The organism is Bartonella sp. AA83SXKL, assembly GCF_042196965.1.
Lineage (GTDB): Bacteria > Pseudomonadota > Alphaproteobacteria > Rhizobiales > Rhizobiaceae > Bartonella.
Genome location: NZ_JBHIRG010000001.1, coordinates 97,372 through 124,218, shown reverse-complemented (window position 1 = coordinate 124,218; position 26,847 = coordinate 97,372). Strand labels below are relative to the sequence as shown.

The 26,847-nt window shown below is 38.4% G+C and carries 15 protein-coding genes and 1 tRNA gene; 10 read left to right on the top strand and 6 right to left on the bottom strand.

All coding sequences use genetic code 11. From position 1 onward, the window contains the following. Positions 1 to 312 precede the first annotated feature (312 nt). The 3 genes from argB to lepA all read left to right on the top strand — a co-directional run bounded on the left by argB (position 313) and on the right by lepA (position 5,170). Positions 313 to 1,218: an acetylglutamate kinase gene (argB, locus tag ACFINO_RS00435; protein ID WP_375654871.1), complete on the top strand. Its 906-nt coding sequence runs from the start codon at positions 313 to 315 to the stop codon at positions 1,216 to 1,218. Between the two features lie 32 nt (positions 1,219 to 1,250). Beyond that, the gene (locus ACFINO_RS00430; RefSeq protein WP_375611392.1) at positions 1,251 to 2,165 is read left to right on the top strand and encodes a DMT family transporter; all 915 of its coding nucleotides are present in this window, start codon (positions 1,251 to 1,253) and stop codon (positions 2,163 to 2,165) included. A gap of 1,199 nt (positions 2,166 to 3,364) precedes the next feature. After that, entirely contained in the window at positions 3,365 to 5,170 is a 1,806-nt protein-coding gene (lepA, locus tag ACFINO_RS00425) for a translation elongation factor 4 (RefSeq protein ID WP_375633739.1), read from the top strand. Positions 5,171 to 5,742: 572 nt separating this feature from the next. Here the strand turns inward: lepA and dapD are convergent. Beyond that, positions 5,743 to 6,591 (bottom strand): 2,3,4,5-tetrahydropyridine-2,6-dicarboxylate N-succinyltransferase, encoded by an 849-nt coding sequence (gene dapD, locus ACFINO_RS00420; protein ID WP_375654759.1) that lies wholly within the window; start codon positions 6,589 to 6,591, stop codon positions 5,743 to 5,745. A 106-nt stretch (positions 6,592 to 6,697) separates the two neighbouring features. Between dapD and ACFINO_RS00415 the strand changes: the two genes are divergently transcribed. Further along, positions 6,698 to 7,561, top strand: a complete 864-nt coding sequence (locus ACFINO_RS00415) for an LOG family protein (protein WP_375654757.1) — start codon at positions 6,698 to 6,700, stop codon at positions 7,559 to 7,561. Positions 7,562 to 7,593: 32 nt separating this feature from the next. Here the strand turns inward: ACFINO_RS00415 and truA are convergent, their stop codons facing one another. From truA to def, 3 genes are read right to left on the bottom strand one after another with little or no spacing between them, the layout of a single operon-like run. After that, a complete protein-coding gene (truA, locus tag ACFINO_RS00410) occupies positions 7,594 to 8,337 on the bottom strand; it encodes a tRNA pseudouridine(38-40) synthase TruA (RefSeq protein ID WP_375654755.1) in 744 nt (247 codons plus the stop codon). 1 nt (position 8,338) lies between these two features. Beyond that, positions 8,339 to 9,268, bottom strand: coding sequence for a methionyl-tRNA formyltransferase (gene fmt, locus ACFINO_RS00405; RefSeq protein WP_375654753.1), 930 nt, complete (start codon positions 9,266 to 9,268; stop codon positions 8,339 to 8,341). After that, a complete protein-coding gene (gene def, locus ACFINO_RS00400) occupies positions 9,268 to 9,804 on the bottom strand; it encodes a peptide deformylase (protein WP_375654751.1) in 537 nt (178 codons plus the stop codon). Before def ends, fmt begins: the two co-directional genes overlap by 1 nt. A 90-nt stretch (positions 9,805 to 9,894) precedes the next feature. Here def and ACFINO_RS00395 point away from each other — a divergent pair, with 90 nt between their 5' ends. Both ACFINO_RS00395 and ACFINO_RS00390 read left to right on the top strand, forming a co-directional pair. Next, positions 9,895 to 11,076 carry a DNA recombination protein RmuC gene (locus tag ACFINO_RS00395; RefSeq protein WP_375612812.1) on the top strand — a complete coding sequence of 394 codons (1,182 nt, stop codon included), beginning with the start codon at positions 9,895 to 9,897 and terminating at the stop codon, positions 11,074 to 11,076. A 111-nt stretch (positions 11,077 to 11,187) separates the two neighbouring features. Continuing rightward, on the top strand, positions 11,188 to 11,775 hold the full coding sequence (locus ACFINO_RS00390) for a hypothetical protein (protein WP_375611399.1): 588 nt from the start codon (positions 11,188 to 11,190) through the stop codon (positions 11,773 to 11,775). Positions 11,776 to 13,375: 1,600 nt separating this feature from the next. Here the strand turns inward: ACFINO_RS00390 and ACFINO_RS00385 are convergent. Next, positions 13,376 to 13,451, bottom strand: a tRNA-Ala gene (locus ACFINO_RS00385). 117 nt (positions 13,452 to 13,568) lie between these two features. Further along, positions 13,569 to 13,949, bottom strand: a complete 381-nt coding sequence (locus ACFINO_RS00380; protein ID WP_375611400.1) for a TIGR02300 family protein — start codon at positions 13,947 to 13,949, stop codon at positions 13,569 to 13,571. 187 nt (positions 13,950 to 14,136) lie between these two features. On the opposite strand from ACFINO_RS00380, the gene aroA reads away from it, so the two are divergent. The 4 genes from aroA to ACFINO_RS00360 all read left to right on the top strand — a co-directional run bounded on the left by aroA (position 14,137) and on the right by ACFINO_RS00360 (position 26,739). Next, positions 14,137 to 15,465, top strand: a complete 1,329-nt coding sequence (gene aroA / locus ACFINO_RS00375) for a 3-phosphoshikimate 1-carboxyvinyltransferase (RefSeq protein ID WP_375654749.1) — start codon at positions 14,137 to 14,139, stop codon at positions 15,463 to 15,465. Further along, positions 15,462 to 16,109, top strand: a complete 648-nt coding sequence (gene cmk / locus ACFINO_RS00370; RefSeq protein ID WP_375617510.1) for a (d)CMP kinase — start codon at positions 15,462 to 15,464, stop codon at positions 16,107 to 16,109. Before aroA ends, cmk begins: the two co-directional genes overlap by 4 nt. Positions 16,110 to 16,241: 132 nt before the next feature. Next, a complete protein-coding gene (rpsA, locus tag ACFINO_RS00365; RefSeq protein WP_026500132.1) occupies positions 16,242 to 17,942 on the top strand; it encodes a 30S ribosomal protein S1 in 1,701 nt (566 codons plus the stop codon). Between the two features lie 226 nt (positions 17,943 to 18,168). Then, a complete protein-coding gene (locus ACFINO_RS00360) occupies positions 18,169 to 26,739 on the top strand; it encodes a GH36-type glycosyl hydrolase domain-containing protein (protein ID WP_375654747.1) in 8,571 nt (2,856 codons plus the stop codon). The last annotated feature ends 108 nt before the right edge of the window (positions 26,740 to 26,847 follow it).

The following is a 26,847-nucleotide window of genomic DNA, read 5'->3' as shown; positions in this document are numbered from 1 at the left end:
TTCATTGTTAAGTATCCATAGGGATAAACTAATGAGTTGAATGTACGGCTTAGCTTCAAAATTTTGCTTTTCAATTTTATATATAAGATCATAAAATAATGACATTTTTTTACGTCTATTTTGTTTAATTTTTCGCTGTCAATTTTTAAAGGAAGTATTTTGTATTTCATTTCGTTATTCCTTTTTCGTAATTTAGAGGAAAATTGACGATTTTCAGGGGAGGGGGTGGATAGAGTAAAGTTTGGTTTTATTGTTTTCACTTTTCCTAAATTTCATTAAGAGATGGTAAAAAGTGATGAGGAGGCTCTATTGATGGATGATGCTAAAAACGGTGATGTAGATGTTTTGGAAAAACAAGCAGCATTTTTATCGTCTGCTTTACCTTATATGCAAAAATATGAAAATGAAACGGTCGTGGTAAAATATGGCGGCCATGCTATGGGTGATCCTGATTTGGGGCGAGCATTTGCGCGTGATATTGCTCTATTAAAGCAATCGGGAATTAATCCTGTTGTTGTTCATGGTGGTGGGCCTCAAATTGCTGAAATTTTAATGAAAATGGGGATTGAATCGCGATTTGAAAACGGACTACGGGTAACCGATGAGCGGATCGTTGAAGTGGTTGAAATGGTTTTAGCGGGTTCCATAAATAAAGAAATTGTTGCTCTCATCAATGCTGAGGGTGAATGGGCAATAGGATTATGCGGCAAGGATGGCAATATGGTTTTTGCCGAAAAGGCTTATAAAACTGTCATTGATCCTGATTCGAATATTGAACGTGTTTTAGATTTGGGGTTTGTTGGTGAGCCTGTTGAAGTTGATCGCACATTGCTAGATCTTTTAGCATCTTCTGAAATGATACCAGTTCTTGCTCCTGTAGCTCCAGGACGCGATGGTAAAACTTATAATATCAATGCTGATATTTTTGCTGGAGCTATTGCTGGTGCATTAGAGGCTAAACGCCTTTTATTTCTCACTGATGTTCCTGGTGTTTTGGATAAACAGGGTAAACTTTTAAAAGAATTGACAGTTTCTGAAGCTGAGAAATTTATTAAAAATGGGACAATTTCAGGAGGCATGATTCCAAAAGTAGAGACTTGTATAAAAGCCCTTCAAAATGGTGTGGAAGGTGTTGTCATTTTAAATGGTAAAACTCCTCATTCTGTTTTACTAGAGCTGTTTACCGAACAGGGAGTTGGAACGCTTATTGTTTCATAAATTGTGGGGAAAATTGGAAGAGAAAGTTTTTCATGGTGAATCTAAAACAGTTTAAATATCCTTTATTAAGTAAGCCAGAATTGGCAATATTTACTGCGACAATATTGTGGGGCATTACATTTTTAGTCATTCACATTGCGGTACGCTATAGTGGTCCTCTGTTTTTTGTTGGATTTCGTTTTATTGTTGCATCTCTTATATGTGGGGTAATTTTTTGGCGCTCTATAAAAGGTATAACTGTTTATGAAGTTTTCGCTGGGATGGCGATAGGTTTAGCCATGTTTTTTGGTTATGCTTTTCAAGCAGCTGGACTTCAAACAATTATTAGTAGTCAGTCAGCTTTTATCACAGCGCTTTATGTACCGATGGTTCCAATCTTGCAATGGATTGTTTTTAAAAAACCTCCCCGTTTAGCTTGTTGGATTGGTATTATTTTCGCTTTTATTGGGCTTGTATTTATTTCAGGACAAAAGCCGGGAAATTTTGATTTTTCAAAAGGCGAAATTTTAACTTTGTTAGGCGCTTTAGCGATTGCTGGAGAAGTCATACTCATCGGAATTTTTGCGAACAAGGTTGATAGTCGGCGTGTAACCATTATTCAGTTATTTTTTAGTGGTTTTTTTTCATTTGCTTGTATGCCTTTGATGGGTGAAAGCATCCCTGAATTTTCGTGGGTGTGGTTTAATATTGGTATAGGATTGGCATTAATGAGTGCCATCATTCAATTAGCTATGAATTGGGCACAAAAGTCTATTTCCCCTACGCGTGCGACACTCATTTACGCAGGTGAACCGGTATGGGCTGGTATTGTTGGGCGTTTGGCTGGAGAACATTTATCTCCCTTAGCTTTATTGGGCGGTTTGCTTATTCTGATTGGGATCATTGTGGCTGAATTACAACCTTCACAATGGCGTAAAAAAAATAAAGCAATTAAAAAAATTGATTAGCTATACATTTTTTTATTATGATTTTATTGCATGAGATTTTTTCTTGTAGAGTTTTCATTTTTAAAGCTTTTTTAATATTAAGATGATTAAGAAGTTCTGTAAGTTATTCCAGCTTTTGCATGCCAAATTGAAGAAATAGTATGCTTCTATCTGTTTGCCTAACTTCTGAAACGGGCAGACAACCTTTATTGAGCCAAAGCATAAGGTGATATAAAGGTAAAAATTAACGCCCATCTTTAAATTCGGCTTTACAACTTTCAAAAACATCTACGGTAATGTTTTTGAATAATGAAAACTATGCACTGTCGCACGTTATTTCTTTTGTCCTTTAATAGAGTTACGCTTCTCACGCAAAATAGAACGTCCAAAGTACCCCATAACGTTGTACATTAAATCGTTTTTTAAAAGATAATTTTCTCAATATACATCATATTCATTGACGGTCCACATGAAGTATAGAAAAACCACAGAGCATCATTATAAATCAATGCGTTATCCAATGAATCAAAGAGGATTGGTGTGTTTTATCTTTAATAGAGGAAGGAAGGAGTTATATAAAAAGTATATAAAAACATCACTCAATAGAGCATATTTCTAAAGTTTTAAAAATTGAGAAGAAACTCCCTCGATATTCATGTTATCTTATATAAGATTGCTAAAAAAGAAGATTATTGCATACAAATAAAAAAGCATTTCTTGCGAATTTATTGCAAGCCTAAATGATATACACGCCCATCATATAAATATGATAATACATTGATTTATAATTATAATATATCATTATTCACATTGAGTTAGAACCCTGAATACTGTAAAACTTTCTCACTTCAAATCATTTTCATGTTAAATCAATCCAAATCACTTGCTTACACATCACAAGTGGGTGGGGGGCATGTGGGTAAAGACTGTACAAGAAAGGCATATCTCTTATAAACTTTTTCAAGTGTAAAGGATCGTCGTAATATTGGAGGTTGGCAAAGTGTGTGATGGTGCCAGCTTACTACAGCATATGAGTTATCAAATAAGATGTGAAAGGATCATTTTAGCACCCTTGGATTTAATTTAGCAAACAAAAGCCTCATTTTTTAGGCTATAAAAAGTTGTGTTTTGAGAAGCTTTTTAGGTTTATATTCTTTTGATAGAAGCCGGAGCATAATTGGTCTTTGCGTTTTGTATTATTCTTTGCTAAATCGCCTTATATGACAATAGATCGTAATTATATTCGTAATTTTTCCATCGTGGCGCATATTGATCACGGCAAATCCACTTTAGCTGATCGTTTGATTCAAATAACAGGTGGACTTGATACACGTGAGATGAAAGAACAAGTACTCGATTCCATGGATATTGAGCGTGAACGTGGAATTACTATTAAAGCACAGACGGTACGTTTACACTATAAAGCAAAGAATGGTGAAACCTATATTTTAAATCTTATGGATACACCTGGTCATGTGGATTTTGCTTATGAGGTTTCGCGTTCATTGGCAGCTTGTGAAGGTTCTCTGTTGGTGGTGGATGCAAGCCAAGGCGTAGAGGCGCAGACGTTAGCAAATGTTTATCAAGCCATTGATAATTCCCATGAGTTGGTTGTTGTTCTCAATAAAGTTGATCTTCCAGCAGCAGAACCTGAGCGTGTTAAAGAACAAATTGAAGATGTGATAGGCATTGATACATCTCAAGCAGTAGAAATATCAGCAAAAACAGGTTTGGGTGTTCCTGATGTTCTAGAGGCAATTGTTGCACAATTACCACCTCCACATACAGGCGATGTTGCAAATCCCTTGAAAGCAATGTTGGTTGATAGCTGGTATGACGCCTATCTTGGTGTCATTGTTTTGGTACGGGTGATAGATGGTATTTTAAAAAAAGGACAAACCATTCGTATGATGGGTACAGGAGCAAAATATCCAGTTGAGCGCGTTGGGGTTTTTACACCTAAAATGGTACAGGTTGATGAATTAGGACCAGGCGAGATTGGTTTTATCACTGCTTCTATCAAAGAGGTAGCAGATACACGGGTTGGGGATACGATTACTGAAGAGCGTCGTCCTTGTGAAAATGCTTTGCCTGGTTTTAAGCCGGCGCAACCTGTTGTCTTTTGTGGACTTTTTCCAATTGATGCTGCCGATTTTGATGATTTGCGTGCAGCCATGGGCAAATTACGCTTAAATGATGCGAGTTTTTCTTTTGAAATGGAAACGTCTGCGGCTTTGGGGTTTGGTTTTCGCTGTGGTTTTTTGGGACTTCTGCATCTTGAAATTATTCAAGAGCGATTAGAGCGTGAGTTTAATTTAGATTTAATTGCGACAGCACCTTCAGTTGTTTATCGCATGAATATGAATGATGGTTCTGTTAAAGAGTTGCACAATCCAGCGGATATGCCTGATGTGGTTAAAATTTCTTCCATAGAAGAACCATGGATTCGAGCGACAATCATGACTCCTGATAATTATCTTGGGTCAATTTTAGAGCTATGCCAAGAGCGGCGTGGGGTACAGGTTGGTTTGTCCTATGTTGGAACCCGTGCTATGGTAACGTATGATTTACCACTGAATGAAGTTGTTTTTGATTTTTATGATCGGCTAAAATCGATTTCAAAGGGTTATGCTTCTTTTGATTATCAAATGACAGATTATGCAGAAGGTGATTTAGTTAAAATGTCTATTTTGGTGAATGGAGAGCCTATTGATGCATTATCGATGCTTGTTCACCGCACGATTGCAGAAAAGCGCGGGCGTTCAATGTGTGAAAAACTGAAAGATCTTATTCCTCAGCATATGTTTCAGATTCCAGTTCAAGCGGCTATTGGTGGTAAAGTTATAGCGCGCGAAACGATTCGTGCTTTGCGTAAAGATGTAACAGCGAAATGTTACGGGGGTGATGTTACGCGTAAGCGCAAACTTTTGGAAAAGCAAAAAGAAGGCAAAAAGCGGCTGCGCCAATTTGGAAAAGTAGAAATTCCACAATCGGCATTTATTCAAGCGCTCAAAATGAACAAATAATGAAAAAAGGGTATTTTCTCTCATTGATTGCGCTTTTGCTTTTGTCGATTGGTTCAGGTGTTTAAAGGATACTTTAAATAGAATTGCGCCGTGCTTCATGTTTTTGTGTATTGCGTAATGGTGTCACTTTCTCACGTAAAACAGAATGCTTTAAACAAAATACATTTATGTTGCATATTGGCGTGCTCGTTTTCGTAAATCATCACTCAATACATCAAACTCCATTTCACAACGGGGGCTATGAAAAATATAACGTAAAATACACTGTGAATGATATAAAATCCATTTGGCATTACCGCTTTTACGCGTCAGAAAGGTGCAAAGCGCACCCATCATACTCTTTTTCAGCTCAAAATATTATGACAGTCCTTATCATTTGAGAGAATTCATTAAAAGTATTTCACTCTTTTCTTAAAGTGTTTCTTACCCACACACCAACTGCGTTTGTAACGTGTAAGGAAATGATAGTGATTGATTCACTATGAAAGGATTTGAAATGAGAGAATCCTTGTATTCGAGGTTATTATTCAAGTTAAAAAACGATGAAATATTATTATGCATTAATCTTGTGTCTAAGAACGTAAAAGATCATTAATGGATGTTTTTTCTCGTGTTTTTTGATCAACGCGTTTTACAATAACAGCACAATAAAGGCTAGGTCCTGCTTCACCATTTGGTAAAGGTTTTCCAGGGAGAGAACCTGGTACAACCACTGAATAGGCTGGTACTTCACCAATAAAAATTTCACCTGTTGTACGATCAATAATCTTTGTTGATTTTCCAATAAAGACTCCCATTCCCAAAACAGCACCTTCACGGATAATACAGCCTTCAACAATTTCAGAGCGAGCACCGATAAAGCAATGATCTTCAATGATTGTTGGATTTGCTTGCAGTGGTTCTAAAACACCTCCAATACCAACACCGCCAGAAAGATGGACATGTTTACCAATTTGTGCACAAGAACCAACGGTGGTCCATGTATCAACCATTGTGCCCTCATCGATAAAAGCACCAAGATTGACAAAGGATGGCATCAATATAACATTGGGTGCAATGTAAGCAGAATGACGTACAATGGCTCCAGGAACGGAACGGAAATCAGCACTTTTAAAATCTGCCTCTTGCCAACCAGAGAATTTTGAAGGAACTTTATCCCACCAATGTGTCCCATTGATTCCACCAGTAATAATTTGCATAGGATTAAGCCGAAAAGAGAGCAAAACCGCTTTTTTCAACCATTGATGAACATGCCATTGTCCATTTTTTTGTCGTTCTGCAACACGGATTTCACCTTTATCAAGAAGGTTCAATGCATGTTCAACACTCTCACGTATTTCGCCTTTTGTGGTAGTATCGATGGAATCGCGATCGTCAAAAGCTTGTTCGATAATAATTTCAAGTTGTGTGATATGGGTCATGACGAGAGTTCCGTTAAACAAGTTGAAAGCTTCAAGATTTATTCTCTATGAACTACGCGAAGAAATGTGTTCAGTCAATAAAACGATGAGGAAGTAGGACAGGTGCATGAAAAAAGGCTGTAAAGAAAAAAGAAAAAGGGAGCAAGAAAACTGGACACCACTTCTCCATACGAAGGATGCTCTACAACAGATCCATAAAGTCTCTAATTCAGCACAGGTGCGTTCGTCTACTTATCGTTTAGCCTATATCGATCAAGATTTTATGATGCGTCCAGAGCTGCGCTCACAACGTATTAGTCTTGAATTTTTAAAGCCGGAAATAACCCTTAAAGAATATGATATTCAATCAACAGTTGTTTTGTTTGGTGGTGCGCGTATTCCTGAACCTGGGCAAGCAGCGTGGGCTGCAAAGAATGAAATACAAAAGAAAAATTTGCATGCTATGTCACATTATTACGATGAAGCAAGAGAGTTTGCACGTTTGTGCTCACTTTATTCTGCTACGACACAATATCGTGAATTTGTGGTTGTTACGGGGGGCGGACCAGGAATCATGGAGGCGGGAAATCGTGGTGCTTGTGATGTTGGTGCTCCAACGATTGGCTTGAATATTATTTTACCACATGAGCAAGAGCCTAATTCGTATGTGTCGCCGCATTTATGTTTCAATTTTCATTATTTGGGGATGCGCAAAATGCATTTTTTAGTACGAGCGAAAGCCCTAGCCATTTTCCCTGGAGGATTTGGGACTCTGGATGAACTGTTTGAGACATTAACTTTAGTACAGACGGGGCGTATGAAACAGGTACCAATTTTATTGTTTGGCAAAGAATTTTGGAGCAATACTGTCAATTTTGAGTATCTGTCTGCACAAGGTACAATTTCTCCTACTGATATTAATTTTGTAAAATTTGTTAATACAGCAGCAGAAGCTTTTGAAGAAATTCGTTCTTTTTATAAACTGCTTTAACGACTTTTGAGATGTTCACTCTTGAAGGATCATTAATACTCTACTTTGGTTAAATAAAGTCCTGAGGGGGGGGCAACAACACCACAACGTTTACGATCTTTAGCATGAAGAGCTGTTTCGAGATCTTGAGCTGTCCAACGTCCAATACCCACTTCCATGAGGCTTCCTGCGAATGAACGGATTTGATGATGAAGAAAAGAACGAGCTTGTGCATAAAGGAAAATTTCTTCACCTTCTCTTTGAATATCGAGGCGTTCAAGGGTGCGAATAGGGCTTTTGGCTTGGCAGTGTGCTGAACGGAAAGTTGTAAAATCATGTTGTCCTACAAGCTTTTGCGCTGCTTCATGCATGGCGTCAGCATTAAGAGGCTTTGGCAACCACCACACGCGTTTGGCATTTAAGGCTGGTGGAGAGCGACGATTAAGTATTTTAAAAAGATAATGGCGTTTTATAGCGGAAAATCGTGCATCAAAGTCATCAGGGACATTTTCTACGTTTAGGATTGAAATTGCTTCTCCCTGTTTTCGTAAAAGAGCATTGAGCGCATCACGTACAGTATGGGGATGCCAGTTTTTTTCAAAATCAACATGCGCAACTTGTCCCGTAGCATGTACTCCTGCATCCGTTCGTCCTGCTGTTGTTATGGTCAATTGTTGTCCACTAAAGGAAAAGAGTGCTTGTTCAAGAGCTCCTTGTATAGTGTGAAGTTTTGCTTGACGCTGCCAACCAGCATAATTTGAACCATCATATTCAAGAGTGAGTTTAAAACGTGGCATCTTAAAAAACAGCAGAAATATGAGCACCTCGCAAAAATGTTGCGCACTCAAGAATTTTACCGCCAGATCTTTGGAGAGAGGTTATTTCTATCCGTCCTTGCCCACAATGGATAATCAAAGAATCTGGTTCTATCCGTCCAATTTCAAGAGAAGGACCTGTTGTTAAGCGACTATCAAGAATTTTTACACGTTCTTCTCGTCCACCGATATTCATGTTGCACCAGCAACTAGGAGAGGGAGAGAGCGCGCGAATATGCCTATGAATAAACTCTGCAGGTTTTGTCCAATCAATGCGGGTCTCTTCTTTTCTAATTTTGGCCGCATAGGTAATGCCTTCCTCTGATTGTGGGGTCAGTTTAAGTTGTCCTTTTTCAAGAGTTGATAAAGTCTCTACCATAAGTTCTGCGCCAATATGTGAAAGTCTGTTTGAAAGCTCAGCAGTGGTGGTGTTATCAGTAATGGGGATGGAGCGAGAAAGAGCGATAGTCCCCGTATCAAGTCCTTCATCCATTTTCATGATCATGATACCTGTTTCTTTATCACCAGCCATAATTGCTCGTTGAATAGGCGCAGCACCACGCCAACGTGGTAAGAGTGAAGCGTGGGCATTAAAACAACCAAAACGCGGCGTTTCGAGAATAGCTTTAGGTAAAAGGAGTCCATAAGCCACGACAATAGCAGCATCAACAGAAAGTGCTGCAAATTGCTCCTGTTGTTCGGCTGTTTTAAGTGTTTGAGGCGTGAAGACAGGAATGGATTTTTCTTGCGCTGCAATTTGAACAGCGGAAGGGATTAATTTAAGCCCTCGACGTCCTGCTGGGCGAGGGGGTTGACTATAAACAGCAACAACATCATGACCAGCATCTAATAAAGCATGTAAAATAGGAACAGAAAAATCTGATGTTCCCATAAAACTTAATCGTAAAGCCATTACAAAACTGCTTCCTGCATGTTTTTTTCTTTTGCGCGTTTTTTAAATTTTCGTATCACCATATCGCGTTTGATCTTTGAAATGTAATCAATAAAAAGGCGCCCATCTAAATGATCAATTTCATGCTGCAAGCAAGTTGCTAAGAGATCGTCTGCTTCAATTTCTGTTTGTTTTCCTTCACGGTTCTGATAGCGAACACGAAGGCGTTTAGGACGTTCAACCTCTGCAAAATAATCAGGAATAGAAAGACAACCTTCTTTGTAAATATTACGCTCATCTGAAAGCCATAAAATTTCAGGGTTGATAATAACAAGTGGTTTTTTCTGCTCATCTTCAGAATTTCCAGAGACATCTATAACCAACATACGTAGCGGTATACCAATTTGAATAGCAGCAAGACCAACGCCCTTAGCATTATACATGGTTTCCAACATGTTATCCGCAAGTTTTTGGAGAGCTGAATCGACCTGCTCAACAGGTTTGGACACTTCCCGTAAAATCGGATCAGGTAAAGTAACTAAAGATCTCATTGGCATAAGTAGAGATTAATCAATGGTTTGTTATTGGTCAATATTGAATAACGGATTCTTGCGTTTTTTTACAATAAGAGCGTTATATTACAATTTATGTTTGATTCGTTTTTTTCCATACTCGCTGGTGATTTTTTTTCTAAACTAATGCTTTTGCTTTTATTTATACTTGTCTGTTTGGCATTTTTTATGTTGATACATTCTCATCGAAAAAAAGCATTTTTGGAAAATGAAATTGCTGAACGCGCACGTGAGGCACAAATGCAGATGGCTACTTTGCTGAAAACACAAGCTGAAATGCAAGGACGAATGCAAACGATGGCGGAAATTTTTGGTCAACGGCAGGCTGAATTGAATAAATCACTCAGTGAGCAACTCAATGGGATGACAACAAGCTTAGGCCAAACACTTCAGGTACAAACCAAATCCACTTATGAAAATTTGAATCGTTTGCAAGAGCGTTTAGCAGTGATTGATGCAGCACAAAATAATATTCAATCGCTTACGGGACAAGTTGTTCAGTTGCAGTCCATTTTAAGCAATAAGCAGACGCGTGGTACTTTCGGTCAAGGGCGGATGGAAGCAATTATTGCCGATGCCTTACCAACAAACGCTTATGCTTTTCAGGCTGTTCTTTCCAATGGAAAGCGCCCAGATTGTCTCATTCATATGCCCAATAAAGCTCCTTCTCTTGTTGTTGATGCTAAATTTCCTCTGGAAGCTTGGAATGCTATGCGTAAGGCAGAATCAGCGCAAGAGCGTCAAGAGGCAGAACGCCAATTTCGTACCGATATGGAAGTTCATATTCGTGATATTGCACAAAAATATTTGATTCCTGGAGAAACCCATGACACTGCTTTCCTTTTTGTGCCATCTGAATCGATTTTCGCAACAATTTATGAGGACTTTGAGGCATTGGTACAAAAATCCAATAGAGCCCATGTGATTATTGTTTCACCATCTTTGTTGATGCTCTCTGTCCAAGTGGTACAAACCATTATGAAAGATGCGCGGATGCGTGAACAAGCGCATTTAATTCAATCAGAAGTAGCAAAATTGATGGAAGATTTTGGACGAATGGATACGCGTGTTCGCGCACTACAGAAGCACTTTCATAAAGCAGGTGAAGATATAGAGGGAATTTTGATATCGTCCTCCAAAATCATGAAACGGGCAAATCGCATTGAAACTGTTGAATTAAAAGAAAATTACTCTGAACCAACAAAAATGACAACATTGGCTCAGTCGCAAACATTGCGTTTTGCTGATGAGGAATAAAGCAAAGCAAGCTTCTTAAATATTACAAGTTAGATCATGTTCTTTATTGATTGGTAATCATTTTTTAGTATCTCTATCTTGTTTTATTTCTTAAACGAGAGGAATAGGAATATGCGACACCTTTTGTTTTTAGGGGCACTGGTGTTTTTGCTAGAGGGATGTGCAACAACCACTCCCATCCACACAAATAATGCTTGTGCTATTTTAGCACAAAAAAATGGTTTTTTTGACAATTGGGGTAAGGTGTCTCAAAGAGCGGAAATGCGCTATGGAATTCCTATGCCTATTATTCTTGCAACCATTAAGATGGAATCGAGCTTTCGTCACAATGCACGTCCTCCACGCAAAAAACTACTTGGTTTTATACCATGGAAGCGTCGGTCGACAGCTTATGGTTATGCTCAAGCGCTTGATAGTACATGGGCAATGTATCTTCGCTCTACAGGAAAGTCTTTTGCATGGCGTACGAATTTCGCAGATGCTGCTGATTTTGTTGCTTGGTATCATCGCCAAAGTGTTCAACGCAATGGGGTGAGGTTTGATGATGCATATAGCCTTTATTTAAATTATCATATGGGGCATGGTGCTTATGCACGTAGTGGTGGGCATGTCAGTGCTGCGCTTTCACAGACAGCACAGCGCATGGCAAGGATATCGAGGCTCTATGAACAGCAATTAAAAAGATGTGGATGGCATTAGGGAAGATTTTTGAAAATCTCAATCAGGGAATTGATGGGATAAAATTATTCGAAAGCAAAACTCCGCATGATATGATAAAATAGTGTCGTTTTTCCGATCGTTCAATGAAATAAATTGTTATTTTTTAGAATAAACTCAAGCAACAGAAAGTTTTTGCAATACACAATATATTTGAAGATACTCTCGACATTTTTACCTCCTTTGTTAAAAGAATTTATAATAGAAACTATCTTCTATTTAGCGCTGGCATTTCGCATTGGGCTAAGTGCCAGAGATTATTGAAGAAAAATTTTAAAATATAATATCATTTTTTATTTTCATTATGCGTATTACTGGCTGATTATTATATGAATATTTTCTTTGTTAAGCGTATAAAATAGCAATTAAAACAAAAGCAGTTCGGGCCTCATAAAAAGGGTAAAATATTCAATATAAAAAAACGAGAAATGCATTAAACGAAAAAACGTTATTTTTTATAAAGAGGGCGCTACAGTCTTCAAAAGAACTAGGTGTATTTAGTATTGTATGAAATAAAACATACTTGTCTATTCAGTCCATCTTAATTGAAAGAAGTTATCTTATTGTATTGTAAAAACACTCCCGTTTATAGGATGATAAAGTATATGCAACTTTACACACAATGAATACTCAGGGTAGGGAGTATTCAGAGAAAGATTTGTAGCGCCTATGAAGTAACAAGTCAGTCTCCAATGTTGTGATAGCTTTTGCATTTGAGAATATTTATGAGAAGCGTTTTTATTCTTTTTCTTAAATGGTTTAAGCATATTGATTTATAAAGATAATATATCGTTATTCATATTAAAGTAAGAATCTCGAATGGCGTAGGGTTTTATCGTTTCAGATCTCTTGAGGTTGAATCAATAAAACCATTGGCTTGCACATAACAAGCACAATGGGTATGTGGATAAAAACTGTGAAAGAAAAGACTAAAAATGTTTTTTTATGAACATACATTCTCAAATGTAAGAATTATCCGTAACATTGGGAATTAGCACATATAATGATGGCACCACTTTGCTCTTACTCCTCGACCTTGTTTATGACGTGCAAGGAAAAAATTAATTGATTCAATATATTATTTAAGTGTTAATATACCTTAGTATTGAGCAGGTATACGCTACTCAAGGTGGATAATTTTTAATTGGCAGAACATCTGATCAGGCTAAAAATACTCGAAAAAAGTTCTGATTCGCAATAATTGAGAAGTATATTTTAATATTTTATTCTCTACTCTTTGTTTAAGTACTTCATATTTTTTAAAAAGATACCGGTAACCAACATATTATGATATTTGTGGAAATATTGTGGTAAAGGAAATTCAAATTTTGTCCTTTAAGACAAGGCGCAGGTTAAACAGCTCATTTTCTATTTCTGTGCAAAGCATAAAAAAATTATCTACTTTCACGGTTGCGACAGTAAATTTTATAATCCAACAAATGATTAAAAATGTATTATAATATCATTAAGATGCAAGGAACAGGCGCTATTGGAATGATAATTAAATAGCACATAAACCTTTTAAATTGATGCACACATCTTTTATTATAATTGATTCCCTTGATAGAACAGTTGGTCCTTTTGGTGGAGCTAAGCGGGATCGAACCGCTGACCTCTTGCATGCCATGCAAGCGCTCTCCCAGCTGAGCTATAGCCCCTATAAAAACAAATTGTCCCAAAAAGACAGTATACAATTCCAGCTTTTCTAGAACGATCAAAATTGAAGATCAAGAAGAATTTACATTCAATGGAAAAGATGTCCTCTTTTACTTCTTTTAAGCATCGTCATCATTAGAAACACCGCCTCCGAGAATATCAGTAACGTCATCATCTTCATCGTCACCATCATGAGACAAAAATGTATCATCATCATCACCAAGATCTACATCACTATCTTCTAAATCAGGAAGATCGTCATCTTTAGAATCCACATCATCATCTTCAAGAAGCATAAAAGCAGATTTTTCAAGTGCTGTATCAAGCTCTTCAGTATCAACTTCTTCCTCATTATTTGCTTCAGCTGCTGCAACTTCAAAGTAAGAACGCGGATAAGAAATTCCTGTATAGGGCGACACAATAGGATCGCGATTTAGATCGTAAAATTTTTTTCCTGTTTCTGGATCAACACGTTTAGTTCCAAGTTCTTGTTTTGCCATAAACCGTGCCTCTTTGATTAACTATTATTCCATTAAAAGATAAATTTTATGGTGCTTAATCGAAAAATAATACCTTTGTCAAAGATAAATACACTGTTCCACAGTGATTTTTTCATGACGTCTTTTAAAGCATGTGCTAAAGGATGCACAATTTGATAAAAGTTAGATAGAATTAAATAGAATTTCCATGCAAAAAGCAATCCCTATAACCACCTATAAATCGAGTAGTCTCTCTGGAAAAATTCAAATACCAGGAGATAAATCAATCTCTCATCGCTCTCTTATATTGGGAGGATTAGCAAGTGGTGAGACATATATTCATGGATTACTTGAAAGCGCTGATGTACTCAATACAGCTGCTGCTATGCAAGCTATGGGTGCCTGTATTATTAAAAAAGAAGACTTCTGGATCATACGAGGGACAGGGAATGGTTGCCTTTTAGCTGCACAAAAACCTTTAGATTTTGGAAACGCTGGAACAGGTGCTCGTTTGGTTATGGGAATGGTTGGTCCGTATCATATGAAAACAACCTTTATTGGTGATGCTTCGCTCTCTAAACGTCCAATGGGACGTATCCTTGATCCACTGCGTCTTATGGGGGTTGAAATTGAGGCAACGCGCGACGATCACCTTCCTTTAACGCTTTATGGTCCGAAAATGGCTAATCCGATTCGTTACCGTGTTCCAATAGCTTCCTCCCAAATTAAATCAGCAATCCTGCTTGCTGGACTCAATACCGCCGGCACTACAACTGTTATTGAACCAGTTCTGACACGAGATCATACGGAAAAAATGTTAAAAGCATTCGGTGCGCAACTTGAAATAGAAAAAGATAACGAAGGTGTGCGTTTGATTCATCTTAATGGTCAACCCCATCTTACTGGACAAACGATTCATATTCCGGGTGATCCTTCTTCTGCTGCTTTTCCAATTATCGCAGCCCTTCTTGTAGAAGACTCTGATATCACCATTGAAAATGTTTTGATAAATAACTCTCGAATAGGACTTATCGAAACATTGTGGGAAATGGGTGCTCAAATTGAATTTTTGAACCGACGTCAAACAGGTGGAGAGGATGTTGCTGATCTACGGATAAAATCATCGGTCCTTAGAGGCGTTACGGTGCCCAAAGAACGTGCTCCATCGATGATAGATGAATATCCTGCTTTGGCAGTAGCAGCAGCCTTTGCAGAAGGCAAAACAGTTATGCTAGGAATTGAAGAATTGCGTGTAAAAGAATCAGATCGATTGTCTGCTGTTGCTCAAGGATTAAAAATTAATTGCGTAGACTGTGAAGAAGGTCAAGATTTTCTTGTTGTTTATGGAAAAGGTTCTGCCAAAGGTTTGGGGGGTGGGTATGTTGCAACACATCTTGATCATCGAATTGCTATGTGTTTTCTCATTTTTGGGCTTGTGTCAGAAAAACCTGTTACCATTGATGATAAACGAATGATCGCTACGAGCTTTCCAGAATTTATTCCTTTTATAAAAAAACTTGGGGGGAAAATCGCTTGAAGCCTTTTGTTATTGCCATTGATGGACCTGCAGCCTCAGGCAAAGGAACCTTAGCACGCAAAATTGCTGCACATTATCGCCTTCGTCATCTCGATACTGGTCTTACTTATCGTAGTGTTGCTCATACGCTTTTACAACAAAATTTAGCTCTTAATGATGAAAAAAATGCTATTATTTATGCTAAAGAACTTGATTTTAATACCTTAAATCCTTCTCTTCTTTCTTCTCATGAACTTGGTGAAGCGGCTTCAAAAATAGCAATTAACCCTGCTGTACGCAAAATTCTTGTCGAAAAACAACGCAACTTTGCTAAAGTTTTGCCCGGCTGTGTGCTTGATGGGCGTGATATCGGAACGATTGTTTGTCCTGATGCCGATATCAAGTTTTATATTCTAGCCAATGTTCAAACACGCGCCAAACGCCGCTACCAAGAGATTTTAAAAAAAGGTGTTCAAGCAAATTATCATGAAATCCTAGCTCAACTTGAACAGCGCGACAGTCGCGATATAACGCGCAAACAAAGTCCACTAAAACCAGCAAAAAACGCCCACTTGCTTGATACGTCAGAATTGAGTATAGAAGCAACATTTGAAGTTGCATGCAGTTTTATTGATCCAATCATAAAAATGCATATAATTGGATAAATTCGTTAAGGTAACTTCCAGCCTAGCGCTAACTTTTTTCCTTTATTCAAGGAAAACGGCTAGGGAGTTACTTATGTTAACACTAACCTAGCGCTCATACCTTATAATACAAGGTATATATTAGGAGTTCTTATGTCACAATACAATCCCACAACAGCGGATTTTGAAGCCCTTTTAACAGAATCTTTTCAAACTAATGATCTTAATGAAGGATCTGTTGTTAAAGGTCGTGTTATTGCAATCGAAAAAGACATGGCCATTATTGATGCTGGTCTTAAAGTCGAAGGACGTATTCCTCTCAAAGAATTTGGAGCTAAAGCAAAAGATGGTTCTTTGCAAGTTGGCGATGAAGTTGAGGTTTACATTGAACGCATTGAAAATGCGATGGGTGAAGCTGTTTTATCGCGTGAAAAAGCACGGCGCGAAGAAAGTTGGGTCCGTTTGGAGGAAAAATTCAATGCTGGTGCACGCGTTGATGGAGTGATCTTTAGCCAAGTAAAAGGTGGTTTTACAGTCGATCTTGATGGTGCCGTTGCTTTCTTGCCTCGCAGCCAAGTTGATATTCGTCCCATTCGTGATGTTTCACCCCTCATGCATAATTCACAGTCCTTTGAAATTTTGAAGATGGATCGTCGTCGTGGCAATATTGTGGTCTCACGCCGCACTGTTTTAGAAGAAAGTCGCGCTGAGCAACGTTCAGAAATCGTACAAAATCTTGAAGAAAACCAAATCGTTGAAGGTGTGGTGAAAAATATTACAGATTATGGTGCCTTTGTTGATCTTGGTGGGATTGATGGTCTCTTGCACGTTACAGATATGGCATGGCGGCGTGTTAATCACCCATCTGAAGTGCTCACAATTGGCCAAACGATTAAAGTTCAGATTATTCGCATTAATCAAGATACGCACCGTATTTCTCTTGGAATGAAACAGCTTGAAAGTGATCCTTGGGAAAGCATCAGTGTCCGGTATCCGATTGGTAAAAAAATTACGGGTGCTGTTACCAACATTACTGATTACGGTGGTTTTGTTGAAATTGAACCAGGAATTGAAGGGCTGATCCATGTTTCTGAAATGAGCTGGACAAAGAAAAATGTTCATCCTGGAAAAATTCTGTCTACATCACAAGAAGTAGAAGTGGTTGTTCTTGAGATTGATCCTTCTAAACGGCGTATTTCTCTTGGCTTAAAGCAAACATTTGAAAATCCATGGGAAGCTTTTGCCAATAAATTTCCTGTCAATTCGCAAATTGAAGGAGAGGTCAAAAATAAAACAGAATTTGGTCTGTTTATTGGGCTTGAAGGCGATGTTGACGGTATGGTTCATTTGTCTGATCTTGATTGGAACCGTCCTGGTGAACAAGTTATTGATACTTATAATAAAGGCGATATCGTTAAGGCTGTGGTCCTTGATGTTGACATTGAAAAAGAGCGCATTTCTCTTGGAATTAAGCAGCTTTCCAGCGATAAAGTTGGAGAAGCAGCTGCTTCTGGCGAATTGCGAAAAGGTGCAGTTGTAACATGCGAAGTGATTGCTGTTAACGACAATGATATTGGTGTGAAATTGATTGACCACAACCTTGAGACAACCATTCGGCGTGCTGATCTTGCGCGTGATCGTGATGAGCAACGTCCTGAGCGTTTCGCAATTGGGCAAAAGGTTGATGCTCGCATCACAGCATTTGATAAAAAAACACGTAAAATTTCAGTATCGATTAAAGCTTTAGAAATTGCAGAAGAAAAAGAAGCTGTTGCACAATATGGTTCTACAGATTCAGGTGCTTCTCTTGGTGATATTTTGGGTGCAGCTTTGAAAAAACAAGAACAAGATTAATCATCGATCATTAAAGTTGGTTTTATTATTAAGGTCACTCATTAGGAGTGACCTTTTTATTTTCTAAAAAAATTGTCTGCTTATTTTTAAATTATTGAAACAAAAATTATAAATGCTTGCAAATAAAAACAAAAAGTTTGTTTTTTGTCTAACAACGGTTCACTATTCAGATAAAATGCTTAAAATTTAAATAAAAAACGATGTAATTGAATAACAATGGGACACTATGACGTGCATAATACCTTTCATAAAGTGCTTTTTTTCTCAAAAAGAGAAAAAAGATCATTTTATTAATACGGATTTTCCTCTTCGTGCAATTTATAAGGTACAGGAAGATCTTTATAACTTAGGGCATGATATAGCTTCTGGTAAAGAAATTTTACTCCCTGAATATGAAGGAGTAGGAGATTTTCGCAAGAGATTGAATGAAAATGCTAAACTTATTCTTCATGCCTTTCATACCAGTGATTTTGCTGCTCGAAATGATGAAACCATCGCACCATCTGCTCAATGGCTCATTGATAATCATTACACCATTGATAAAACCATACAAAAGCTACGTCGTAATCTACCCAAGTCCTTCATAAAGCAACTTCCTCTTTCTACACACAAAGCCGGAATACCACGAATTTTTGCTTTAACTTGGCTTTATATTGCGCATACCGATAGCAGCTTTTCACAAGAAACACTCACTGCTATGACCAACGGATTTCAAGAAGTTTGTGCGCTCACAATTGGTGAATTGTGGGCTCTTCCTTCAGTTATGCAAATGCTGCTTATTGAAAATGTCCGTCGTCTTTCAGTACGTATCGAAAAAGCGCGACATATGCGCCATCTTGCTAGTCAAGTGGCAGATAAAATTTCTCTTGTAAAAAATAAAACAAATCTACACTCTCTTTTTACGCAGTATAAATCATTTATTGTTGATCCAACTTTTTCAGCACATTTATTCTATCGCCTGCGCAGTGCATCTGTCGATTCAACCGTAGCATTAACTTGGCTTGAAAAGCAATTGAAAAGCCAAGGCAGTAGCTTAGAGATTGCAACAGCCGATGAACATACCCGACAAGCAGCAGATGGTGTGACCATGGGTAATATTATCCGTGCTCTTAAAGCTATAGATGATGTTGATTGGACAGCATGGTTTGAAACAGTGAGTTGTGTCGATTCTATTTTGCGTAAAAATAGTGATTTTTCTGAAATTGATGTTCACTCACGCAATATTTATCGACAAGTCATTGAAAAAGTTTCTCGCTTTTCGCCTCTTAGTGAACTGGAAGTTGCACATAAAGTTGTAGAAATGGCAAATTCCACTTCTAAAGATATGCCTCATCATTCTTGTGTGGGGTGGTACCTTGTTGATGATGGTTGTGGTATATTTGAAAAGGCTTGTGGATATATTCCGCCCTTTCTCATAAAATGGACACGCGCTTCCTGTTGCTCAAAATTGAGAGTCATCGCCATTCCTGTCTCTTTTCTGACGCTTGCTCTTTTGCTTGTAATTTACGCCCTTTTACAGCTATCTGGCATGACACAATGGATGTCTTTTTGCTTTACTGTATTGGCGATTTTTCCTGCTATCGATGCTGCTTTTGCTTTATTTAATACTGTTGTTTCGTGGTTTGTCCCATCAAGACAACTCATTGGTTATGAATATAAAGAAGGTATTCCAAAACATGCACGGACAATGGTTGTTGTACCTACTTTTATGACATCACGCGATGATATTGATGAACAAGTGCGCAATCTTGAAGTGCACTATCTTTCCAATCCTAAAGGTGCCATTCATTTTGCACTCATTACAGATTGGGTGGATGCTCCATTGAGAGAAACGCAAGATGATCTTGATTTATTGCACTATGCGCAAAAGAATATTGATAAACTCAATAATCGTTATCATCGTGATGAACTTCCGCTTTTTTTCCTTTTACATCGCCGACGCCTTTATAATACAAGCGAAAAATGTTGGATGGGATGGGAACGAAAGCGAGGAAAACTTCATGAACTTAATCGACTCTTAAGAGGCGATAAAAATACAAGCTTTTATCCTCCCAATCCACGTCTTCCTATGGATTGCCGTTTTGTTATGACGCTGGATTGTGATACACGTCTTACTCCAGAGAGCGTCGCGAAACTTGTTGGAAAGCTTAACCATCCACTCAATCATCCCGTTTTTGATCTACAAAGTGGAAAGGTTGTAAAGGGCTATAGCATTTTACAACCACGCATTATTCCTTCTCTTACAACAGGAAAAAAAACATCAATTCTCCAACGGGTTTTTTCTATAAACCGTGGCATTGATCCTTATGTTTTTGCTGTTTCTGATACTTATCAAGATCTTTTAGGAGAAGGCACCTTTATCGGTAAAGGTCTTTATAATATTGATGCATTTGAACAAGCGCTTGATGGCAAAATTAAAGAAAATACTACTCTTAGTCATGATCTCTTAGAAGGAGGTTATGCTCGTACTGCTCTGGTAAGTAGCATAGAAATCATTGAAGACTATCCAACCGCTTACAATATTGATGTTATGCGTTATCATCGTTGGGTCCGCGGTGATTGGCAGCTTTTGCCTTATCTTTTTTCCCACCGTCAAATAAGTTCCGTGACGCGTTGGAAAATGCAGGATAATTTACGTCGTTCTCTCACTCCACTTATGTGGTTAATCGCAGCATTTGCAGGATGGGCTTTTTTGTCTTTAAAGAGTGCAATCGTCTGGCAACTATTCTTGTTGTTTAGCTCCTTCATTTCACCCATTCTATGTGTATTAAAAACGCTTGTCTCATCCAATATAGATCATTCTTTGCGTGGACATTTTCAATTAATTTGGAACAAAATTGCTCTTACAAGCGCTGATATATTTCTTAAAACGACGTTTCTTGCTCATTCGGCGTATTTTATGACCGATGCGATTATTCGTACACTCTATCGTATGACGATTTCAAAACAGCATCTTCTTGAATGGAAAACTTCTGCCGCAACAAAATCAATGCCCAATAGTTTGCGTGTCTATGTTTTTACAATGGCACCAGCATCGCTTATTGGTATTCTTACTATAGCACTCCCTCTTTTTTCTGATAGTTTTGCAAGCTTGGTTGCTTTGCCTTTTGGGATAGCATGGTTTTTTTCACCCTTTATTGCTTGGATTGTGAGTCAACCTTCAACCTTTCAAGATAGCCTTGATCTTTCTTCAAAAGATGAAAAAAAACTTCGCTCTATTGCACGGCGGACATGGCTTTATTATACAACCTTTGTCAATGCACAAAACAACCATCTGCCTCCCGATAATTTTCAAGAAGATCCTGAACCTCTTGTTGCTCAACGTACATCGCCTACGAATATTGGCGTTTATCTCCTTTCTATTATTGCAGCACGTGATTTTGGCTGGATTGGTTTTGAAGAGACCATCACCCGTATTGAATGTACATTACGCTCTCTTACAAAAATGGAAAAGTTTCGTGGTCATCTCTATAATTGGTATGAAACGGAGACACTCAGGCCTCTTTTGCCTACTTATGTATCAACCGTTGATTCAGGAAATCTTGCCGGTCATTTGGTAACACTCTCTTCTGCTTTAAGTGAATGGGCTGAAAAACCGCCTCTTTTTTTCCAAAGTGATCGAGAAGGCTTATCGGATGTTCTTGCTATTCTTGAAGAAACTGTCAGAGAAGTTCCAGATCATCAACCCAGTTTACGCTCTTTACGCCAAAAAATCGAAGAAAACATCACTCGTTTTCATGACTCTGTCTTCACTTTTTTAGAACAAGAAAATACGGTCCCTTCTCACATCATAGATCTTTCACTTGCAGCCCACGATATTGTGCACTTAGTCGGTGAACTTGACCACAAAATTCAAACGATAGAATCTGCTCGTGCGCTTTCTTGGGCTAAATGCCTTATCGACACCTGTAACGCTCATCATCATGATGCGACTGCTCATTGTGATACTGAAAAATTACGTAAAAACCTAAACAGGCTGGCTATAATAGCACGGCAAATAGCCTTTGATATGAAATTTGACTTTTTAGAACAGCCTAAACGGCATCTCTTATCCATTGGATATCGTGTTCAAGAAAACAAACTCGATGAAAATTGTTATGACCTACTTGCTTCAGAAGCACGTCTTGCAAGCTTTTTTGCCATCGCAAAAGGAGATATAAAACTTAAACATTGGTTTCGTCTTGGTCGACTTCTCGTACCCATAGGTGGGAAAGGTGCACTCCTATCATGGTCTGGATCAATGTTCGAATATCTTATGCCATCTCTCGTAATGCATGAACCTTTAGGGTCTCTCTTAGATCAAACAAATCGATTGATTATTCGTTGTCAAATACAATATGCCCATAAACGGGAATTGCCATGGGGTATTTCAGAAGCCGCATTTAATGCTCGCGATCATTTAATGAATTACCAATACGCTCATTTTGGTGTTCCAAACCTCGGACTCCAACGTGGTCTTTCACGCAATGCTGTCATTGCTCCCTATGCCAGCCTTCTAGCGGCACAATATGCTCCTGCTTGCGCTGTCGCTAATTTAAAACGACTCCGTGATCTTGGAGCTTTAGGAACGTATGGTTATTATGACTCTGTTGATTTTACTCCAACACGCGTGAAAACAGGGGAAAAATACGCCATTGTACGCAATTATTATGCGCACCATCATGGTATGTCTATTCTTGCTCTTAACAATGTTATTTTTCAAGGGCGAATGCGTGATCGTTTTCACCGTGATCCCGTTATTGAAGCAACACAATTGCTCTTACAGGAAAGAGCGCCTCATCTCATTCCTATTATTCATACCAAAGCTGTTAATCGTATGCGCAATAAGTCTCAAGCATTTGACGCAGCCCCTTTGCGCATTATTACAAACCCGTTACTCAAACCACGAGCAACTTTACTTTTGTCTAATGGCTTTTATTCTACCATGTTAACAGCGAATGGTTCTGGTTACAGCCGTTGGCACGATTATGCGATTACGCGCTTTATTCCTGATGCAACAGAAGATCAACAAGGTACTTTATTCTTCTTACGTGATACGCATAGTGGACGGTGGTGGTCTGTTACTGGTGAGCCAACACGTGTTATTGAAGAAGAAGCTGTCAGCATTTTTACAGATGAAAAGGCTGAATATACAAAAATGGTTGATGGTATTAAATCAACACTTGAATGTCTTATTACATCTGAAGGATGTGGCGAAGGGAGACGTATTCAATTGATGAATACGACAAATAAAGACCGACTCATTGAAGTGACTTCTTATGGTGAATTAGCGCTTGCAACGATGGATACAGACCAAGTTCATCCTGTTTTTTCCCGTATGTTTATAGAGACAGAAATTACTGAAGAAGGTAAAACAATTTTTGCCAAAAGGCGCAAACGCTCGCCTAGTGATCCTGAAATCTATGTTGCCCATTTTGTTTCTAGTACAACAGATATTCTCCAAGAGACAGAAGCTGAAACAGATCGCTCTCTGTTTATTGGTCGGGGGCGATCCATTCATCGGCCCACTGCATTTGACCAAAATGCTCGTTTCAGTAATAGTCAAGGTTGTGTTCTTGACCCTGTTATGTCATTGCGATGCCGTATAAAAATTTCAGCCCATGAAAAAGCAGAACTTATTTTTTGGACTTTTGCTGCTCATACAAAAGAAGCGCTAAATAATCATATTAAACATTATCGACAACCTGATATGTTTCAAAAAGAACTTTCAATGGCATGGACGCGCTCACAAGTCGCACTGTATCAGAGCGGAACCCAGCTTAAAGAAGCTATTATCTATCAAAAATATGCAACACCGCTTATTTATCCAGAAAGAACGTGGCGTCTTCCTTCTGAAATATTAGCAAAAACGATAGGAAAACAGTCTAATCTTTGGCCTATGTCTATCTCAGGAGACAATCCACTCTGTCTTCTTAGATTAAATAACGAGGGAAATATAACTGTACTGCGCGAGCTCCTTAAAGCACATGAATATTGGCGTATGCGCGGACTCATTGTTGATTTGGTCATTCTTAATGAACAAACATTTTCCTACATACAAAATACACAACGCGCTCTTGAGTGGGTCTGTGAATCTTATTATCACCACACGCAAAAAGCAGATGAACGCCAACATATTTTCATGCTTCGACGCGATCAAATGAGTGAAAATAGTTTTAAAACGCTTCTTGCATCAGCGCGTATCGTTCTTGATGCCCAAAATGGCTCTTTATCTGAACAACTTAAACGACTTGATGAGAATGATTTTAATCTCACAGTTCGTAAAAATTATCAAGAATCTTATGATCAATTAAACTTGCCAAGATATAACGAAGGACAGCAATTTACAACACAAACTGAACAAAATCTTTTTTCTTCCATTGGTCTTATTAGCCAACAAAAACCATCCTCTTTTCTCCCAAATGGAGAAGATCTAAGATATTGGAATGGTTACGGTGGTTTTAATCAGCACAATCATTATGTAATACGTCTTCATGGACGTACCACTACACCGCATCCGTGGATTAATGTCATTGCTAATCACAGATTTGGTTTTCATGTCTCTGCTGAAGGTGCAATTTTTACTTGGGCTAACAATAGCCGCGATTATCAACTAACTCTTTGGGCGAATGATCCAACGTCTAACCGACCAGGAGAAGCTCTTTATCTGGTTGATCGCCAGTCTTTAAAACGTTTCTCACCCGTTTCTACTGTTGAATGTGACGAAAATATTGTCTATGAGGCTTGTCATGGGTTTGGATTCTCAACTTTTAAATCAACACATTCAGAAATCGCATTAGAACTGACTCATACACTTGATCCCGAAAAACCTATTCGCTTTTCACGTCTTATCCTTACGAATGAAGGGAAAAAACCACGCAGTTTACGCCTTTATAATTATGTTGAATGGGTTTTGGGAAATGTCCGTACAAAATATGCCCCCTTTATTGTTTCCTCTTATGAGGACAGATGGGGTGCACATTTTATTCAAAATCCCTATCACATCGAGAAATCTCAACAAGTTACATTTTTATCAGCATCCGAAATGCCAACCAGCACTACGACCAATCGCGCTGAATTTATTGGTGCAACGGGAACCGTAACACGTCCAAATGCGATCCGTAAAGCCGGTGCTCTTTCGAATACCATTGAAGCAGGATGTGATCCTTGTTCAGCATTCGCTTATGATATTGATCTTCAACCAGGGCAAACAAAAGAAATCATATTCTATCTTGGTAGTGCTGAAAATAGGCAAGAAGCTGAAAAATTACTCAATCAAGTACGTGCAAGTGATTTTGAAATTCAGCTCACAAAACAAAAACAGCAATGGAGTGATTTTGTTTCTCCTTTCCAAGTCAAAACACCTGATGCTTCTTTTAATCTTATGGTCAACCATTGGCTTCCTTATCAAATCTACGCATGCCGCATCATGGCACGCGCAGGCTTTTACCAAGCGAGTGGTGCATTTGGTTTTCGTGACCAGTTACAAGATAGCTTGTCTTTGTTATTGCTGGAACCACAATTAGCACGTGAACAATTGTTAAATGCAGCAGCGCACCAATTTCTTGAAGGTGATGTGCAACATTGGTGGTTGCCTGACACAAATGCTGGTGTTCGTACATACATTTCTGATGATATCGTTTGGCTTGCATATGCAACAGCTCTTTATGTCACTACCACTGGTGATGACGCTTTTCTTGATACGCTCATTCCTTTTATTGAAGGTGATGTTCTCAAAAGTGGGCAACAGGATGCTTATTTTCAACCCACCCAATCCTCAAAGGTTGCAACAGTTTATGAACATTGTGCTTTAGCTTTAGACCTTGCCATTAAACGCTGCGGACCACATGGTCTCCCTCTTATTTTAGGTGGGGATTGGAATGATGGTATGAATTTGGTTGGTGTGGAAGGAAAAGGCGAAAGCATTTGGTTAGGATGGTTTCTTGGGTACACATTACAAGCATTTATCTCTTTAGCCCAAAAACGTGGTGATAATAGCCATATGCAAATATGGAGTACGTACCTTGAACATTTAACAAAATCCCTAGAGAAAAACGGTTGGGATGGTGCTTGGTATCGACGTGGTTATTTTGATGATGGAACACCTCTTGGCTCTAAAATCAATGATGAATGTCAAATTGATACCATTGCTCAATCTTGGGCTGTCATTTCTCAAATGGCATCGCCTGAACGTCAAAAACAAGCGATGAAATCAATGTTGGAACAGCTCTATGATAAAAAAGGCGGACTCATTCGCCTTTTTTGGCCGCCTTTTGATAAAAGTACGCTCGAGCCTGGTTATATAAAAGGTTATCCTCCAGGAATTCGAGAAAATGGTGGTCAATACACGCATGGTGCCATTTGGAGTATTTTTGCGTTGGCTGAAATGGAACAAAACGATAAAGCTTATGCTTTATTTTCTATGATAAACCCAATTACCCATGGACAAGATCCTGAAATTTATCGTGTTGAACCTTATGTGATGGCCGCAGATATTTATGCTGTTGAACCACGATGTGGTCAAGGCGGTTGGACTTGGTATACAGGTTCAGCCGGTTGGTTTTATCGCGCCGCAACACAAGCTATTCTTGGAATACAGCGTCAGGGAGACCTATTGTTTTTGCAGCCACATTTACCCTCTATTTGGCCAAAATATGAAGCAACAATGAAGTTTTATGATGCCGTTTATCGCATTAAAGTAAAATGGGGACCTAAAAATATGCTCTATGTTAATAGCAAAGAATATACCGAAGTTCATATAGGGATAAAGTTACAAAAAACAGGTCAGCATGAAATTATGCGTATTGTCAAATCTTAAAGATGAAAAAAGAGAGCAGGCTTTTTATTCTTGCCCAAAACTGTAGAGTTGTTATATTGCACCGTCTATATTAGCCGTGTTGGTGCATAATATTTTAGATTTTATGAA